This window comes from Salinarimonas soli (genome assembly GCF_008386575.1).
GTDB classification, from domain to species: domain Bacteria; phylum Pseudomonadota; class Alphaproteobacteria; order Rhizobiales; family Beijerinckiaceae; genus Salinarimonas_A; species Salinarimonas_A soli.
In genome coordinates this window covers 38,935-55,261 of the sequence record NZ_VUOA01000022.1, presented here as the reverse complement: position 1 = coordinate 55,261, position 16,327 = coordinate 38,935, and the positions used below count along the sequence as shown (strand labels likewise).

General features: G+C 71.2%; 21 protein-coding genes. 6 read left to right on the top strand and 15 right to left on the bottom strand.

From position 1 onward, the window contains the following. Positions 1 to 85: 85 nt before the first annotated feature. The 6 genes from F0L46_RS12655 to sdhC form a co-directional block, all read right to left on the bottom strand. The gene (locus F0L46_RS12655; protein ID WP_149818032.1) at positions 86 to 865 is read right to left on the bottom strand and encodes a succinate dehydrogenase iron-sulfur subunit; all 780 of its coding nucleotides are present in this window, start codon (positions 863 to 865) and stop codon (positions 86 to 88) included. Beyond that, the gene (locus F0L46_RS12650; protein ID WP_240539983.1) at positions 865 to 1,242 is read right to left on the bottom strand and encodes a DUF5615 family PIN-like protein; all 378 of its coding nucleotides are present in this window, start codon (positions 1,240 to 1,242) and stop codon (positions 865 to 867) included. Before F0L46_RS12650 ends, F0L46_RS12655 begins: the two co-directional genes overlap by 1 nt. A gap of 5 nt (positions 1,243 to 1,247) precedes the next feature. Next, the gene (locus tag F0L46_RS12645; protein ID WP_149818029.1) at positions 1,248 to 1,511 is read right to left on the bottom strand and encodes a DUF433 domain-containing protein; all 264 of its coding nucleotides are present in this window, start codon (positions 1,509 to 1,511) and stop codon (positions 1,248 to 1,250) included. 81 nt (positions 1,512 to 1,592) lie between these two features. Next, positions 1,593 to 3,428, bottom strand: a complete 1,836-nt coding sequence (sdhA, locus tag F0L46_RS12640; protein ID WP_149818027.1) for a succinate dehydrogenase flavoprotein subunit — start codon at positions 3,426 to 3,428, stop codon at positions 1,593 to 1,595. Positions 3,429 to 3,439: 11 nt separating this feature from the next. After that, complete coding sequence (gene sdhD / locus F0L46_RS12635) at positions 3,440 to 3,850, bottom strand: succinate dehydrogenase, hydrophobic membrane anchor protein (RefSeq protein WP_149818025.1); 411 nt, start codon at positions 3,848 to 3,850, stop codon at positions 3,440 to 3,442. Positions 3,851 to 3,861: 11 nt separating this feature from the next. Then, positions 3,862 to 4,257, bottom strand: coding sequence for a succinate dehydrogenase, cytochrome b556 subunit (gene sdhC / locus F0L46_RS12630; protein WP_149818023.1), 396 nt, complete (start codon positions 4,255 to 4,257; stop codon positions 3,862 to 3,864). Between the two features lie 230 nt (positions 4,258 to 4,487). Here sdhC and F0L46_RS12625 point away from each other — a divergent pair, with 230 nt between their 5' ends. Continuing rightward, complete coding sequence (locus tag F0L46_RS12625) at positions 4,488 to 5,372, top strand: LysR family transcriptional regulator (protein WP_149818214.1); 885 nt, start codon at positions 4,488 to 4,490, stop codon at positions 5,370 to 5,372. Between the two features lie 237 nt (positions 5,373 to 5,609). Here F0L46_RS12625 and F0L46_RS12620 read toward each other — a convergent pair whose 3' ends face one another. The 6 genes from F0L46_RS12620 to F0L46_RS12595 form a co-directional block, all read right to left on the bottom strand. Next, a complete protein-coding gene (locus tag F0L46_RS12620; RefSeq protein WP_149818021.1) occupies positions 5,610 to 6,656 on the bottom strand; it encodes a DUF2332 domain-containing protein in 1,047 nt (348 codons plus the stop codon). Between the two features lie 17 nt (positions 6,657 to 6,673). Then, complete coding sequence (locus F0L46_RS12615) at positions 6,674 to 7,714, bottom strand: MaoC family dehydratase (RefSeq protein ID WP_149818020.1); 1,041 nt, start codon at positions 7,712 to 7,714, stop codon at positions 6,674 to 6,676. Positions 7,715 to 7,724: 10 nt separating this feature from the next. After that, positions 7,725 to 8,609 (bottom strand): bifunctional methylenetetrahydrofolate dehydrogenase/methenyltetrahydrofolate cyclohydrolase FolD, encoded by an 885-nt coding sequence (gene folD, locus F0L46_RS12610; RefSeq protein ID WP_149818018.1) that lies wholly within the window; start codon positions 8,607 to 8,609, stop codon positions 7,725 to 7,727. Then, positions 8,606 to 8,929, bottom strand: a complete 324-nt coding sequence (locus F0L46_RS12605) for a DUF167 family protein (protein ID WP_149818016.1) — start codon at positions 8,927 to 8,929, stop codon at positions 8,606 to 8,608. The genes folD and F0L46_RS12605 overlap by 4 nt, the downstream gene beginning before the upstream one ends. Positions 8,930 to 8,932: 3 nt before the next feature. Beyond that, on the bottom strand, positions 8,933 to 9,223 hold the full coding sequence (locus F0L46_RS12600; protein ID WP_149818014.1) for a YggT family protein: 291 nt from the start codon (positions 9,221 to 9,223) through the stop codon (positions 8,933 to 8,935). A 116-nt stretch (positions 9,224 to 9,339) separates the two neighbouring features. Further along, complete coding sequence (locus F0L46_RS12595) at positions 9,340 to 9,864, bottom strand: DUF1134 domain-containing protein (RefSeq protein WP_240539982.1); 525 nt, start codon at positions 9,862 to 9,864, stop codon at positions 9,340 to 9,342. A 176-nt stretch (positions 9,865 to 10,040) separates the two neighbouring features. Here F0L46_RS12595 and F0L46_RS12590 point away from each other — a divergent pair, with 176 nt between their 5' ends. Further along, a complete protein-coding gene (locus tag F0L46_RS12590; protein WP_149818011.1) occupies positions 10,041 to 10,547 on the top strand; it encodes a YHS domain-containing (seleno)protein in 507 nt (168 codons plus the stop codon). Here the strand turns inward: F0L46_RS12590 and F0L46_RS12585 are convergent. From F0L46_RS12585 to F0L46_RS12575, 3 genes are read right to left on the bottom strand one after another with little or no spacing between them, the layout of a single operon-like run. Further along, positions 10,544 to 11,848, bottom strand: coding sequence for an HlyC/CorC family transporter (locus F0L46_RS12585; protein ID WP_149818009.1), 1,305 nt, complete (start codon positions 11,846 to 11,848; stop codon positions 10,544 to 10,546). The two genes, F0L46_RS12590 and F0L46_RS12585, sit on opposite strands and share 4 nt — an antisense overlap. After that, positions 11,845 to 12,993 carry a 3-dehydroquinate synthase gene (gene aroB / locus F0L46_RS12580; RefSeq protein WP_149818007.1) on the bottom strand — a complete coding sequence of 383 codons (1,149 nt, stop codon included), beginning with the start codon at positions 12,991 to 12,993 and terminating at the stop codon, positions 11,845 to 11,847. Before aroB ends, F0L46_RS12585 begins: the two co-directional genes overlap by 4 nt. Then, positions 12,990 to 13,619 (bottom strand): shikimate kinase, encoded by a 630-nt coding sequence (locus F0L46_RS12575; RefSeq protein ID WP_149818005.1) that lies wholly within the window; start codon positions 13,617 to 13,619, stop codon positions 12,990 to 12,992. Before F0L46_RS12575 ends, aroB begins: the two co-directional genes overlap by 4 nt. A gap of 159 nt (positions 13,620 to 13,778) precedes the next feature. On the opposite strand from F0L46_RS12575, the gene F0L46_RS12570 reads away from it, so the two are divergent. From F0L46_RS12570 to F0L46_RS12555, 4 genes are read left to right on the top strand one after another with little or no spacing between them, the layout of a single operon-like run. Further along, on the top strand, positions 13,779 to 13,928 hold the full coding sequence (locus F0L46_RS12570; RefSeq protein ID WP_149818003.1) for a histidine kinase: 150 nt from the start codon (positions 13,779 to 13,781) through the stop codon (positions 13,926 to 13,928). Then, entirely contained in the window at positions 13,925 to 14,869 is a 945-nt protein-coding gene (locus tag F0L46_RS12565) for a tyrosine recombinase (RefSeq protein WP_149818001.1), read from the top strand. The genes F0L46_RS12570 and F0L46_RS12565 overlap by 4 nt, the downstream gene beginning before the upstream one ends. Positions 14,870 to 14,876: 7 nt before the next feature. Continuing rightward, a complete protein-coding gene (locus F0L46_RS12560) occupies positions 14,877 to 15,356 on the top strand; it encodes a GNAT family N-acetyltransferase (RefSeq protein ID WP_149817999.1) in 480 nt (159 codons plus the stop codon). A gap of 13 nt (positions 15,357 to 15,369) precedes the next feature. Then, positions 15,370 to 16,221, top strand: a complete 852-nt coding sequence (locus tag F0L46_RS12555) for an alpha/beta hydrolase family protein (RefSeq protein ID WP_149817997.1) — start codon at positions 15,370 to 15,372, stop codon at positions 16,219 to 16,221. The last annotated feature ends 106 nt before the right edge of the window (positions 16,222 to 16,327 follow it).

The window sequence follows — 16,327 nt, the reverse complement described above, 5'->3', positions numbered from 1 at the left end:
GGAGGTAGGGATGCGGGACTCATGAAAAAGGCGCCCGGAGGCGCCTTTGAAGGGGGGTGTTGCGGGGGTGCATCACCGATGCGGGTCACACCTGGCGGGCGATCATCATCTTCTTGATCTCGGCGATGGCCTTCGCCGGGTTGAGACCCTTGGGGCAGGTGTTGGCGCAGTTCATGATCGTGTGGCAGCGGTAGAGCCGGAACGGGTCCTCGAGATTGTCGAGGCGCTCGCCCGTGTGCTCGTCGCGGCTATCGATGAGCCAGCGATACGCCTGGAGGAGCGCGGCGGGGCCGAGGAACCGGTCGCCGTTCCACCAATAGGACGGGCAGGAGGTGGTGCAGCAGGCGCACAGGATGCACTCGTAGAGCCCGTCGAGCTTCGAGCGCTCCTCCGGCGTCTGGCGCCACTCGGTCTCGGGCTCGGAGGTCTGGGTCTGGAGCCAGGGCTCGATGGAGGCGTGCTGGGCGAAGAAGCTCGTGAGGTCCGGCACGAGATCCTTCAGCACCGGCATGTGCGGCAGCGGGTAGATCTTAATCGACTTGGCGTCGCAATCGTCGATGCCGAGCGTGCAGGCTAGCGTGTTCTTGCCCATGATGTTCATGGAGCAGGATCCGCAGATGCCCTCGCGGCAGGAGCGGCGGAAGGCGATGGTCGAGTCGACGTTGTTCTTGATCCACAGGAGCGCGTCGAGAACCATCGGCCCACAATCGTCGCGGTCGACATAATAGGTGTCGATGCGCGGATTGGCGTCGTCGTCCGGGTTCCAGCGATAGATCCGGAATTCCTGGACGTTCTGGCCGGAGGGCTTGGGCCAGGTCTTGCCCTCGGTCATCTTGGAGTTCTTGGGGAGACTAAACTGGGCCATCAGGGTTCGTCCGTCATCGGTGATTGGTCCGGCCCCGTCCGCAAGCGGGCTTGGCCGCGTTCGATCGTGAGTATGGCGCCGCCGGCGAGCTTCGAGCCAGCGGCGGCGATGGATCGGGCGACGAACGCGCCCACCTCGTCGGGATCGGTGCTCCCGGCCCTGAGCTGAACCACGCTCGGCGCCGCCATCGCGCGGCTGGTCACGGCCGCCGCGAAGTCGAGGTCGGCCGTGAGGACGTCGAAGCCATGCTCGACCGCCCAGGCCAGGATGACGTCGTCCGACGCATGACCCGGCCCGAGGCTGCGCCAGTGCACGGCTTCATGGCCATGCGCCTGGAGCACGTCGCACCAGAGAGGCGAGAGGTTCATGTCAACCACGAACCTCAAGCAGCGACCTCAAGATGACGCTCCGAGGCAAGCCACGCGCCGTAGCGGAGCGCCTCAAGGACGTCGTCCCGGTCGAGATACGGATAGAGCTCAAGCAGCCGCTCGATCGAGACGCCCGCGCCGAGGTTGCCGAGGATCATCCCGACGGTCACGCGCATGCCGCGGATGCAGACCTTGCCCCCCATCACGGAGGGGTTCACCGTGAGCCGGGGGAAGCCGACGAAGGTGCGGGTGAGCGCGGTATGGTCGGGCGTGTCCATGGTGCGACCTCGATCAGGTGCCGTCGGCTGCGGTGAGCGAGGGAATAGGATGAGCAGTCCCCTCGTTCACGGCCGCCTCTCTCAATACACCCGCGCCTTGGGCGCGATGTACTCGATCTCGTTCGACATGGTGTAGGTGTGCACCGGGCGGTAATCGATGTTGACCTCGTACTTGGTCTCGTCGATCCACGCGAGGGTGTGCTTCATCCAGTCCTTGTCGTTGCGCTCCGCGTAGTCCTCGCGGGCATGCGCGCCGCGCGACTCGGTGCGGTTGGCGGCCGAGTTCATGGTGACGACGGCCTGGGTGATCAGGTTGTCGAACTCCATCGCCTCGATGAGGTCCGTGTTCCAGATCAGCGAGCGGTCGGTGGTGCGGATGTCTGCGGTGCCGCGCCAGACGCCGTCGATGAGCTTGCGGCCCTCCTCCAGCACCTCGCCGGTGCGGAACACGGCGCAGTTGTTCTGCATCGTGCGCTGCATGTCGAGGCGCAGCTGCGCCGTGGTGGTGCTTCCCGCCGCGTTGCGGAAGCGGTCGAGGCGCGAGAGCGCGAGATCGGCCGAGTCCTTCGGCAGCTCGGCGTGGCGCTCGCCCGCGGTCACCACCTCGGCGCAGCGCTGGCCGGCGGCGCGGCCGAACACCACGAGGTCGATGAGCGAGTTGGAGCCCAGCCGGTTGGCGCCGTGCACCGAGACGCAGGCCGCCTCGCCCAGCGCCATGAGGCCCGGCACCACGTGATCGGGGTTGCCGTTCTTCAGGGTCAGCACCTCGCCGTGATAGTTCGTCGGGATGCCGCCCATGTTGTAGTGGACCGTGGGGAGCACCGGAATCGGCTCCTTCGTCACCTCGACGCCCGCGAAGATCTTCGCGCTCTCCGAGATGCCCGGCAGGCGCTCGTGGAGGATCTTCGGGTCGAGGTGGTCGAGGTGCAGGTAGATGTGGTCGTTGTTCTTGCCCACGCCCCGGCCGGCCCGGATTTCCATGGTCATGGCGCGGGAGACCACGTCGCGCGACGCGAGGTCCTTGGCGGAGGGCGCGTAGCGCTCCATGAAGCGCTCGCCCTCGGAATTGGTGAGGTACCCGCCCTCGCCGCGCGCGCCCTCCGTGATAAGGCAGCCCGCGCCGTAGATGCCCGTGGGATGGAACTGGACGAACTCCATGTCCTGGAGCGGCAGCCCGGCGCGCAGCACCATGGCGTTGCCGTCGCCCGTGCAGGTATGGGCCGAAGTCGCCGAGAAGTAGGCGCGGCCGTACCCGCCGGTGGCGAGGATCGTCATGTGCGAGCGGAAGCGGTGGATCGAGCCGTCCGACATGTTGAGCGCCACGACGCCGCGGCAGCGGCCGTCCTCGTCCATGATGAGGTCGATGGCGAAGTACTCGATGAAGAAGTTCGTCTGGTTGCGGACCGCCTGGCCGTAGAGCGTGTGCAGGATGGCGTGGCCCGTGCGGTCGGCGGCCGCGCAGGTGCGCTGGGCCGTGCCCTTGCCGTACTCGGTGGTCATGCCGCCGAAGGGCCGCTGGTAGATCTTGCCCTCGACCGTGCGGGAGAAGGGCACGCCCCAGTGCTCCAGCTCGTAGACCGCGGCGGGCGCGTTGCGGCACAGATACTCGATGGCGTCCTGGTCGCCGAGCCAGTCCGACCCCTTCACGGTGTCGTACATGTGCCAGCGCCAGTCGTCCTGGCCCATGTTGCCGAGCGCCGCCGAGATGCCGCCCTGCGCCGCCACCGTGTGGGAGCGGGTGGGGAACACCTTGGTGATGCAGGCGGTGCGAAGGCCCGCCTGCGAGCAGCCCACCGTGGCGCGCAGCCCCGCGCCGCCGGCGCCCACCACCACCACGTCGAAGGTGTGGTCCGTGATCGGGTAGGCGGCGCCGTTGACGGCAGGCCCGGTTCCGTTCGTGGTCGTCGTGGTGGCCATGAGCGTATTCCTCAGAAAGCCGTGAAGCCGATCTTCAGGATCGAGAAGATGCAGGCGGCGGCGATGATGACGGCGAAGAAGGTGTTCGCCATGAGGGCCACGATCTTCGCGCCCTTCTGGTGCACGTAGTCCTCGATGATGATCTGGACGCCCATCCTCATATGGTTCGTGATCGAGACGATGAAGAGGAGGAGCGGCAATGCGACCAGGGGGTGCGACACGATGCGCACGGCGTCCGCGTACGGCCGGCCCGCCACCGCCGCGACGATGATCACGAAGGCGATGACGAGGGGCACGTTGGAGACCGCGGTCATGCGGTGGATCCACCATTCCCCGGCGCCGTGGCCGGCGGGCCCTAGGCCCTTGGCCCGGGCGAGCGGGGTGCGCATGGAGACGCGGGTATCGGCGCGGTTGTCGACCATGGATCGTCTCCTCAGCGCAAGAGCAGGGCCGCGGCCCAGATCAGGATGGTGAGCGCGCTCGAGCCGATGAGCGTCATGCGGGCGAGCCAGATGCGCTCGGTGGGCTCCATGCCGTAGCCGAAGTCCCAGATGAGGTGGCGCACGCCCCCCAGCATGTGGTGCATGAGGATCCAGGTGTAGCCGAACAGGACGAGGTACCCGATCGGCGAGCCGAAGAACCAGGCCACGGAGGCATAGGCGCCCGGCCCCGAGGCGAGCGCCACGAGCCAGATCGTGAGCAGCACGGTGCCGCCGTAGAGCGCGCTGCCCGTGATGCGGTGCGCCACCGACATCGCCATGGTCCAGGACCAGCGATAGATCTGCAGATGCGGCGACAGGGGCCGCGGGGCAGGGGCTTTCACAGCCATCGGAAACATCGCTCCTCAAAGGGCGCTCGCCGTCGGGCTGGCGCCAGATCGTCCAAGCCGGGTCGTACCGAAGACGGAGAACGGCCGCAACCGCTCCAAACGGCGATGCGCACAAGGTCACACTTCGCCAGCCACGAACCTTGCCGCAGGAAAAGCGCTGTCGCAATGTGTGGCTCGTTGAGCCAGCCTTCGTCTATCGCGAAGGCTGGATGGCTTCCAATGAGCACGGCATGCGCTTCGACCTCGTCGATCTCAACCTCTTCCGCCACGTGGCGGAGGCGGGCTCCATCACCCACGGCGCCGAGCGGGCGAACCTGGCGCTCGCCGCCGCGAGCACGCGCATCCGCAACATGGAGCAGGCGCTCGGCGCGCCGCTTCTCGCCCGCTCCCGCCAGGGCGTGACGCCGACGCCCGCGGGCCGCGCGCTCCTCACCCATGCCCGCGCGATGCTGGCCCAGGCCGAGCGCCTGCGCGAGGACCTCGCCTCCTTTGCCGGCGGGCTCGCGGGGCAGATCCGGATCCTGTCCAACACCAACGCGCTCACCGAATTCCTGCCCGAGGCGCTGGGCGCGTTCCTCGCCGGCCACCCGCAGGTGAACATCGACCTCGAGGAGCGCCTCTCCGACGAGATCGTCGGGCTCATCGCGGAGGGGGTGGGCGACATCGGCATCGTGGCGGGCACCGTCGACACGGGCCGCCTCGTCACCTTCCCGTTCCGCTCCGACCGCTTCGTGCTCGTGGTCGCCGAGGGGCATCCGCTCGCCGGGCGCGAGCGGATCGATTTCGCCGAGGTGCTCTCGCACGACTTCGTCGGCCTCGACCGGGCGAGCGCGCTCCAGCGCTTCCTCGCCGACAAGGTCGCGCGCTTAGGGCGGCCTTTACGCCTGCGGGTGCAGCTGCGAAGCTTCGACGCCGTCTGCCGCATGGTGGAGGCGGGGGTGGGCGTCGGGATCGTGCCCGAGACCACGGCCGAGCGCGCCGCCCGCACCATGGCGATCCGCATCGTGCCCCTCACGGATCCCTGGACGTTGCGCGACCTCACGATCTGCGTGCGAAGCCTCGACGACCTAGCGCCGACGGCGCGCCAACTCGTGGAGCACCTGCGGGCGGGATGAGGGCACTCAGAGGCTGGCCCATAAGTACCGCCCATCCTCCACCCTCGTCCTGAGAGGCTGGCTCGTAAGTACGGCCCACCCTCCGTCCTCGTCCTGAGGTGCCCGCCGCAGGCGGGCCTCGAAGGCCGCTCCAGAGCTCTCCGGGCCGCCGTGGCAGGCGTTTTGCGTGCTTCGAGGCTCGCTCCGCTCGCGCCTCAGCATGAGGGGGACAGGTGCGAACCCTTTCGGGTCAGGCCCTCAAGACCGGCCGACCGCCCAGGCGACCCATCGGCCGTGGAAGTCGGCGCGCCCGAGCGGCTCGTCCCGGCTGTCGGGCCAGAGGGTGAGGCGCAGGCCCGCGCCCTCGCCAGCGCCGTCCGCCTCCATCCGCAGCCAGGCGAGGGGCGCGTCGGGCGTCGCCCGGGCGGCGGCGGCCTCGATCGACGCGGAGATCCGGCTCTGGACGGCCTCGGGCAGGTACTGCCAGACGATCGAATGCATGATCACCCGCGCGCGGCCTGGAACGGGCTCCTCGGCGAGGCGCGCCTCGATCCAGTCGGCGGCGTCGGCCCGATCGACGCGCCAGCCCGCGCCTGCCGCGTGCCCCAGCGCCGCCGCCGTGGTGGCGAGGCGATCCGCCTGGTCGGGCCAGATATAGGAGAGGAGCCGCTCCCGGTCGGTGGGCGAGGCGGGGTCGAGGGGGCGGATGTCGCAGCCCCAGCGGCTCGCGATCGTAAGCGGGGCATCGAGCGGCGGCGTGTCGCCCCGCCAGTCGCTGCGGATCAGCACGGGGCTGGCACTGTGGCCCCAGGCAGAGGAGCCGAGATCGTACCGGTAGCGGTCGAGGGCAAGGTTGAGGCCAGCGCTGGAGCCGATCTCCAGGAGGTCGAGGGGTCGTCCGGTGCGCGCCGCCACCACGAGGCAGCCGCCGAGGAGGGCGGCGCAGCGCTTCACCTCGTTGGTCTGAGGCGGGCTGTCGAGGCCGGCCGCGAGGGCCTCGTCATGGGCCGCGACGGCGCCGTGGATCGCCTCCCAGAGCACGTCGGCGGAGCCCGCGTCCGGCGGATAGGCCCGGGCCAAAGCGGGGTCCCGGCCCGAGCGGGCGAGGGCGTGCAGGGTGCCGGCGGCGCGTAACGCCAGGGCGTCGGCGACGGGATCGCCGGGCCAGGCCAGGATGCGGCGCCCGAAGGCGGAGCCCTCGTCCAGGCGCTCCGCCAGGAGATCGCAGACGAGCGCCGTGAACGGGGAGCCCAGCGTGCGGCAGGCGACGGCCTGGCGGCGGAAGGCATCGCGAACCCGTTCCATCGGCGGTCTCCCCTTCCCTAGCGCACCATCAGCGCCCAATAATCGAGATCCAGGATGACCGCGGGATCGTAGCCGTCCGCCGTCCTGTCGGGGAAGCCCGCGCCGGGCTGGTTCTTCGTCGCCACCGTGCGCAGGCGCAGCGCCCCGACATCCCCGCGGCCGGGGATCTCGGCCCGGTCGAGAACCTCGCTCCAGGCATAGACCGTGTCGCCGGCAAAGAGCGGCGCCACGTGGCGGCCGGCATTGATCGCCGCGATGTGGAAAGCGTTGGCGAGGCCGTTGAAGGACAGGGCGTGAGCCAGCGAGATCACGTGGCCGCCATAGACGAGCCGCCGGCCGAAGCGGGTGGAGGCTGCGGCATGCGCGTCGAAATGGACCTTGGCCGTGTTCTGGTAGAGGCGGGTGGCGATCTGGTGCTCGGCCTCCTCCACGGTCATGCCGTCGACGTGGTCGATGCGCTCGCCCACCGCGTAGTCGCCCCACAGATGCGGGCTGCCGGCGAGATCGCGATCATACGCCCCGATCGGGGGGCAGGCGGCGCCGAGATCGGCGGGCGGGACGATTTTAAGCAGATCGGGAACGTGGTCGCCCGGCGCAGGCGCCTCCGGGTCGCGCTTCCTCACCAGCACCCAGCGGCAATAACGCAGGACCGGCTCGCCCCCCGCGTCATAGCCCGTGGAGCGGACATAGACCACGCCCGTCTGGCGGTTCGAGCTCTCCTTCAGGCCGATCACCTCGGAGACGGCGCTCAGCGTCTCGCCCGGATAGACGGGCTTGAGGAAGCGCCCGTCGGCATAGCCTAGATTGGCGACCGCGTTGAGCGAGATGTCGGGCACGGTCTTGCCGAACACGACATGGAAGACGAGGAGATCGTCGAGCGGGCTCCGCGGATAGCCGAGGTCTTGCGCGAAGGCGTCCGAGGACTGCACGGCGAAGCGCGAGCCGTATAGGGCGGTGTAGAGCGCCGCATCCGCCGCCGTCACAGTGCGGGGCGTCGCGTGGCGGATGGTCTCGCCTAGGGCGAAATCCTCGAAGAAGCGGCCGGGGTTGGTCTTCATGCTGGCCCCTTCAGAGGTCGGGCGCCGCCCAGCCCCGCCGACGGCACGCGGCTTGAAGCGTGTTGCGCAGCAGGCAGGCGATGGTCATAGGGCCGACGCCGCCGGGCACGGGGGTGATGGCGCCCGCGCGCTCCCGGGCGCCCGCGAAATCCACGTCGCCGACGAGGCGGGTCTTGCCCTCGCCGAGATCCGGCGCCGCGACCCGGTTGATGCCGACATCGATCACGACCGCGCCGGGCTTGATCCAGGAGCCCTCGATCATGCGCGGGCGGCCCACCGCCGCGACGAGGATGTCGGCCCGGCGGCAGACCTCCGCGAGGTCGCGGGTGCGGGAATGGGCGATCGTGACGGTGCAACTCTCGGCGAGCAGCAACTGCGCCATGGGCTTGCCCACGATGTTGGAGCGGCCCACCACCACGGCCTCAAGACCCGAAAGATCCGGGCGCACGGACCGCGCCAGCATGAGGCAACCCAGCGGCGTGCAGGGCACGAGGCCCGGCAGGCCGGCGGCGAGGCGGCCCGTGTTCATGGGATGGAAGCCGTCCACGTCCTTGGCCGGGTCGATCGCCTCGATGACGGCATTCGCGTCGATCCGTGAGGGCAGCGGCAGCTGGACCAGGATCCCGTCGACGGCCGGGTCGGCGTTGAGCCGGGCCACGAGGTCGAGGAGCTCTCCTTGCGAGGTCGTGACGGGCAGCCGATGCTCGAAGGAGCGCATGCCGGCCTCATGGGTCTGGCGCGCCTTGTTGCGCACATAGACCTGGCTCGCCGGATCCTCGCCGACGAGCACGACGGCGAGACCCGGGGGCTCGGGGAGGGTGGCGACCGCGGCGGCGATGCGCGCCCGCAGGGCCTCGGCGGTGGCTTTTCCGTCGATGAGGGCGGCGTCGCTCATGCGGGATCTCCGGCGAGGCGGGCGAGGCTGGCGGCGAGCGCGGGACCGTCGCCGTCGACGCGCAGGGTTTTCAGACGGGCGGCGTGCCCGGCGCTCATGGTCACGGCCCGGCCCGGGCAGCGAAGCGCCGCGGCCACGAGCCGGCAGAGCGCGTCATTGGCGGCGCCACCCTCGGGCACGGCCCGCACCCGGGCCTTCAGGACGCGCGAGCCGTCGGACAGGGTTTCGACGCCGTCGACCGCGTCGCGCCCGCCCCGCGGGGTCAGGCGCACCCGCACCTCGAGGCCCGTCGCGCTCACGCGCCAGGGCTCCCCGCCCACGGCCTAGAACACGGCCGGGTAGAGATAGAGCTGGATGACGCGCTGGATGAAGAAGATGATCAGGAGCAGGATGATGGGCGAAACGTCGATGCCGCCCAGGTTCGGCAGGACGTTGCGGATCGGGCGCAGCACCGGCTCGGTGATCCGGTAGAGGAAGTCCCAGATCGCGCTCACCACGTTGTTGCGCGTGTTCACGACGTTGAACGCCACGAGCCAGCTCATGATCGCGGAGGCGATGAGGACGTAGACGTAGAGCTGGAGCACCAGCATCACGACGTCGAGGATTGCGCGCATGGATTGGTTTCCCGTGAGGCCCTGCGCTGTTTAGCGTCGCGGTGGCGCGCGGACAACCCGGCGATTGCGCGCGCCTCAGGCGACCAGAGGACGCTCCGCGTTCGTGGCGGCTCCGGTCAGAACGGGTTCCAGGTGGGCTCCGCGGAGAACTTCAGGTAGCCGAGATTGACCCCGAGGCGCGCCCCCACCCCCGACCGGATCGGCACCACGATGATGTTGTCGGCGATCACCGCCGTCATGCCGAAGCCGCCCACCAGATAGGCCGAGCCGTCGATGCCGCCGAAGCGCTGGTAGAGGGCGTTCACGGCGGGCATGTTGTAGACCAGCATCATGGTCCGCGAGCCCTCGCCGCCGAAGTCGAATCCGATGGAGGGGCCCTGCCAGAAGATGCGGCGCTGGCCGGCGTTGCGGGTATGGAGGACGCCCTCGCCGTAGCGAAGCCCGCCCACGAAGGCGCCCGACGCCTCCTGGCCCAGGATGTAGCCGTTGGGCTGGCCCCAGCGCTTCACGGCCTCCTGCACGGTGAGCGCGAGGCCGCGCGACACCGTGCCGAAGAAGCGGTGGCCGTTGTCGACGAGCTCGCCCGCCGAGAAGGTGCTGGGGTTCTCGGGCGCGGCCTGGGCCTGGACGGGCGCGGTCATCAGGCCGGCGAGCAGGGCGAGGACGAGGGCGGTGACGAGGCGTGCGGCGCGCATGAGGTCTCCTCGGGCACGGGCGGGCCGTTCGCGGCCGCCCGAAAGGGGTTCGTTAGCCATTCTCGCCTATGAACCTGGATCCGTCGGGGCGCCGTCCGGCGCCGATGCCAGCAAACTAAACAATGAACCGTAATATCTCGTTAACGACGCGCGCGACAGGCCTTGCCGTGGCGCTCGGCCTGGCGCTGGCGCCGCTCGAGGCCCGGCCGCTGCGGGCCGCGCCCGCGGTGGGCCTCGCCGACGAGCAGGCGGCGGACGCGCTGACGGGGCTGGCGCTCGGCGGGTTCGATCCCGTGAGCTTCTTTCTCGGCGCCGCGCCGCGCCCGGGGCGGGGCGACCTCGACCTCCTGTGGGGCGGGGCCGCGTGGCGCTTCTCGGGCGAGGCGAACCGGGCGGCGTTCCTGCGCGACCCTTGGGTCTACGCGCCGCGGCTCGGCGGCCACGACGCGGAGGCCGCGGCCCGCGGGATCCTGGCCGACGCCGATCCCCTGCTGTTTGTCGTGCGCGAGGGCCGCCTCTACCTCTTTCGCACCCCCGATGGCCGCGCGCGCTTCCTCGCCGACCCGGCGCTCGCGTCCGCCGCGGAGGCCCGCTGGCGGGAGCTGCGCCGGGAGCTCGTCGCGCCCTAATCCCCGGCGCGCCGGGGCTTTTGCGCCGTCAGCGGGGTGATCTTGAGCGCCGTGATGCGGTTTCGCGCCTTGCGCAGCACCTGGAAGCGGAAGCCGTGGAAGGTGAAGGCCTGGCCGGCGTCCGGGATCATCCGCGCCTCATGGATCACGAGGCCGGCGATGGTGGTGGCCTCTTCGTCGGGCAGGCGCCAATCCATGGCGCGGTTGAGGTCGCGGATGGGCACCGAGCCGTCCACGTTCACCGAGCCGTCGGCCTGGGGCCGCACGCCCTGGACCGCCACGTCGTGCTCGTCGCGGATGTCGCCCACGATCTCCTCGAGGATGTCCTCCAGGGTCACGAGCCCCTGCACCTCGCCATATTCGTCGACCACGAGGGCGAAGTGGGTCTTGCGGGTGAGGAAGGCCTTGAGCTGGTCGCCGAGCGAGGTGGTGTCGGGGACGAACCAGGTCTCCAGGGCGATCGCCTCGACCTTGAGCTTGTTGGGATCGCCGCCCACCGCGTCGAGGGCGCGCAGCAGGTCCTTGGCGTGGAGCACGCCCACGATGTTCTCGTGCTTGTCGCGCCAAAGCGGCAGGCGCGTATAGGGCGAGGCGAGCACCTCGCGCACGATCTCCTCGGGGCTGAGGTCGGCGTTGATGGTGCGCATCTTGGTGCGGTGGACCATCACGTCCTCGACGGTGAGCTCGCGCAGGTCGAGGAGGCCGCCCAGCATGTCGCGCTCCACCTTCGCGACGCCGCCCTCCTTGTGCATGAGGTCGACCTGGCCCCGCAATTCGTCGGACGCCGAGAGGATCGGGTCGTTCTCGCCGAGCCGCACGCCGAAGGGGCGCAGCATGAGCTTCACGAGGCGCTCGATGAGATAGGCGAGCGGCCCGAGCACGGCCACGACGACGGAGACGGGGCGGGCGAAGAGCAGGGACACCCGGTCGGGCGAGGTGATGGCGAGGGTCTTGGGCAGCACCTCGGAGAAGACGATCACGAGGAGCGACATCACGATCGTGGCGTAGATCACGCCGCCGGTGCCGAAGATCCCCACCAGCACGCTCGTGGTGAAGGCTGAGACGCCGATATTGACGATGTTGTTGCCGATCAGCATGGCGCCGATGAAGCGCTCGCGCAGCTCCAGGAGCCGGTTGACGATACGCGCCCGGGGATCGCCCGCGTTCTCCAGGCTCAGCATCCGGGCTTTGGAGGCGCCCGTGAAGGCGGTCTCGCCGGCCGAGAAGAAGGCCGACAACGCCAGGCACAGGATCACGATGAAGCCCGCGAGCCAGAGGTTGATGTCCGGTTCCTCGATCATGATCCCGCGTCGCCCGTCTCGGCAAAAGCCTCGGCCAGGAAGGCCCGCACGTCCGCCGCCGCGATGCCCGGGGCGATGAAGCTCCGCCCGATGCCGCGGGCGAGGATGAAGGTGAGCTGGCCGTCCTTCACCTTCTTGTCCTGCGCCATGGCGTCGAGGAGCGCCTCGGGCGTGCCGGCCCCGCCGGGCACCTCGGCGAGGCGGGTCGGCAGGCCTGCGCGCGCCAGATGCGCCGCCACGCGCCGCGCGTCCTGCCCGGGGCACAGGCCGAGGCGGGTCGAGAAGCGGAAGGCGAGGGCGAGCCCGATCGCCACCGCCTCGCCATGGACCAGGCGGCGGGAATCGTAGGCCGTCACCCGCTCCAGCGCGTGGGCGAAGGTGTGGCCGAGATTGAGGAGCGCCCGGTCGCCGTCCTCGCGCTCGTCGCGCACCACCACCGCCGCCTTGGCCCGGCAGCTCTGCGCCACCGCCTGGTCGCGCTCGGGGCCGCCGCCGAGGACGCGCTCCCAATGGGCCTCGCACCAGCCGAAGAAGGCCTCGTCGTCGATGAGCCCGTATTTCACCACTTCCGCATAGCCCGCCCGCGCCTCGCGGAGGGGGAGCGTGTCGAGGAGCGCCGTGTCGGCGAGCACGAGGCTCGGCTGGTGGAAGGCGCCGACGAGGTTCTTGCCGTGGGCCGAGTTGATCCCCGTCTTGCCGCCCACCGACGAGTCCACCTGCGCCAGGAGGGAGGTGGGGATCTGCACGAAGCGCACGCCCCGGCGCACGATCGCGGCCGCGAAGCCCGCGAGATCCCCCACCACGCCCCCGCCGAGCGCCACCACGAGGTCGCCCCGCTCGATGCGGTGGCCGAGGATCGCGTCGCACACCCGCGCGAGGCTCGCCCACGACTTCGAGCCCTCGCCCGGCGGGACCGTGACGAGATCGGCCCGCAGGCCCGCCCCGCGCAGGGAGGCGAGGAGCGCGTCCCCGTGGAGCGGGGCCACGTTGTCGTCGGAGACCACGGCGGCGGCGCGGGCCTTGAGTGCGGCGAGCCGCTCGCCCGCGCCCGCGAGCAGGCCGCGCCCGACGAGGATGTCGTAGGCGCGGCCCTCCAGCGCCACGGGAACCCGGGTCGGGACGGCGGGAACGGGATCAGGGGTCATGGCGTGTCGTCGGAGCGTGAATCGAGCCAGGCGTCGAGGGCGCCCAGGACCGCGTCGACGACCCGGTCGTGCGATCCGTCCTGGGATTCGACCGTGACGTCGGCGGTGGCGTAGACGGGCTCGCGCACCGCCATGAGGCGGCGCATGACGCCCTCGGGGTCCGGGTCCTGAAGCAGGGGCCGGTTGGAGCGCTTGCGCACCCGGCGCATGAGCACCGCGATGTCGGCCCGCAGCCACACCGAGATCCCGCCCTCGGCGATGGCGTCCCGGGTCTGCGCGTCCATGAAGGCGCCGCCGCCCGTGGCGAGCACCATGGGGGCCTCGGCGAGGAGCCGCGCGATGACCCGGCGCTCCCCGCCCCGGAAGGCGGGCTCGCCGTAGATGGCGAAGATGTCGGGGATGGACATGCCGGCCGCCGCCTCGATCTCGTGGTCGGCGTCGCGGAAATGGAGGTTGAGGCGGCTGGCGAGCCTGCGCCCGACGGTGCTCTTGCCCGCCCCCATGAGGCCCACGAGCACGATGGCACGGCGGCCCAGCCGCGTGCGCACGCGCTTCTCCAGGGTGGCCGGCGCTCTCGCGGCCTCGACCGCCGGCGCCGCACTGTCCACGGGGGCCTCCTCGCTCATGGGGCTTCCCTAGCATGGGCCCGTGACCGGGGGAACGCCCGGGGACGCGTCCGGCGCGCAACACCTCGGGCTGCGCACCGGAAAACGCCGGCCGGGCGCTTGCCATGCGGGACCGGGCGTGGTGGATACCGCGGGGGATCAGACCGGACAAGCCAGCACGTGCCGACGCTCTTTCGCTTTCTGTTGGTGCTTCTCGTCCTCGGCGGGATCGGGGTCGGCGCGATGCTGGCGCTCGCCACCTTCGTGACCCCGCAGCCCCGCGAGATGACGGAGACGGTTCCCGCCACCCGCCTCATGCCGCAGCGATGAGCCCGGCGCCCGCCCGGCTCGTCGGCCTCTTCCTCGACATGCAGGTGGCCGAGCGCGCCGCCGCCGCCAACACGGTGGCGGCCTATCGCCGGGACCTCGACGATTATCTCGACTTCCTGGCCGGGCGGGGCGCCCATCCGGCGGGCGTGGAGTCCGAGACGGTGCGGGCCTACCTCGCCGAGCTCGACGAGCGCGGCCTCGCCGCCGCCTCCGCGGCCCGGCGCCTGTCGACCCTGCGCGGCTTCCACCGCTTCCTCTACACCGAAGGCCAGGCGCCCGCCGATCCCACCGCGGCGATCGCCGGGCCCCGGGCCCGGCGCCCGCTGCCGAAGACGCTCACGATCCAGGAGGTCGATCGCCTCCTCCTCGCCGCCCGCGAGGCGTCGGAACGGCCGGACCTCCCGCCTCTCGAACGGCTGCGGGCCGCGCGCATGCACTGCCTCCTGGAGCTCCTCTACGCCACGGGCCTGCGCGTCTCCGAGCTCGTCTCCCTGCCCGCGAGCGCGGCGCGAAGCCGCGAGCGCTTCCTCGTGGTGCGCGGCAAGGGCGCCAAGGAGCGGCTCGTGCCCCTCACCGAGGGCGCCCGCGCGGCGGCGAAGGCCTATCTCGACCTCCTCGAGGCCTCGCCCCGGGGCGGCGGGCGCTGGCTCTTCCCCGCCGACAGCGAGGCAGGTCACCTGACCCGCCAGGCCTTCGCCCGCGATCTCAAGGTGGCGGCGGGCGCGGCGGGCCTGCGAGGCGACCGGGTGAGCCCCCACGTGCTGCGCCACGCCTTCGCGAGCCACCTCCTCCAGAACGGCGCCGACCTGCGCGTGATCCAGGAGCTGCTGGGCCACGCCGACATCGCCACCACGCAGATCTACACGCACGTCCTCGACGAGCGCCTGAAGGACATGGTGCGCGACCTGCACCCCCTGGGCGACGACCGGGCCGAGGGCTAGGCCGGCCATGCCCGATGCCGCCATCCGCCGCGCCGGGCCCGCGGACGCCCCCGCGATCCGCGCCCTCGTCCGGGCGGCCTATGGGCGGTGGATGCCCCTCATCGGCCGCGAGCCGACGCCGATGAACGCCGATTACGACCGCGCCGTCCGCGAGCACCGGATCGACCTCCTCCTGATCGAGGGCGCCCTTGCGGCCCTGATCGAGACGACCCCCCACCCCGACCACCTCTACATCCACAATCTCGCGGTCGCGCCCGAGCGGCAGGGCCGAGGGCTCGGCCGCCGTCTCCTCGCCCATGCCGAGGCCGAGGCGCGCCTCGCGGGCCTGCCGGAGCTTCGGCTCCTCACCAACGCGGCCTTCGCGAGCAATGTGCGCCTCTACGAGGCCGAGGGCTTCCGGGTGGACCGCACCGAGCCGTTCATGGGCGGCACGACGGTGCACATGAGCAAGGCCCTGGGGGCGGGCGCCCCCCGGCCGGACGCGTGAGGGGGTTCCCGGCATGAATCGCGACAGGCCTCGAACCGGACGGCGCGCCTTAGCCCCGGTCGGCCTCCTCCTGCTCCTCCTGTGGGGGCTCGCCGGCCCCGCGCTCGCGATCGAGCCCGTCTTCATCGGGGCCGAGGGACGGCGGATCGAGCTGTTCGTCGCGCAGCCCGACGCGGCGGGCCGGCATCCTGCCATCCTGTTCGTCCACGGCTTCCAGGGCGGCCCGAACCCGCCGGGCGGGGCCGAGATGACGGCGGGGGGCGACCGGAATCCCTTGAGCGGATGGGCGAGGCGCCGGGGCTATGTCGCGGCGTCGATCTCCCAGCCGGGCTTCGGCCGCTCCGCGGGACCGCCCGATTTCTGCGGCCCGGTCACCCAGGCCGCCGTCCGGGCCGCCCTGGCCCACCTGCGCGCGCTCCCGTCCGTCGACTCGGGCCGCATCGTGCTCCTCGGGCTCAGCCGCGGCGCGATCGTGTCGGGCATGGTGGCCGCCGAGGAACCCGGGCTGCGCGCCGTGATCCTCATCGCCGGGCTCTACGACATGGGCGCGCTCAGGCCCCACCCGAATCCCGGCATCGAGGCCCTGATCCAGGCCGAGTCCGGCGGCTCGCCCGAGGCGCTCGCGGCGCGCTCGCCCCTGCGGGTGGCAGGCCGCATCGCCATGCCGGTCCTCCTCCTTCACGGGCGCCACGACCCGGTCGCGCCCGTGGCCCAGGCCGAGGCGATGGCGGCGGCCCTGCGGGCGCGCGGCACCGACGTGACCCTGGCCCTGTTCGAGTCCGGCCATTCCATTCCCATCCGGGACCGCTTCGCCGTCATCGATCCCTTCCTGGAGCGGGTGGTCGGGCGCGGGACGGGCCGCTGATGGACGTTCGCCCCCAGCGCAACTATAACCCGCAAAGCCAAGACGGGGCGGCCGCGACGTGACCGAGCACAGCAAGAAGCCTGGACGCCGCACGGGCGACGCCATC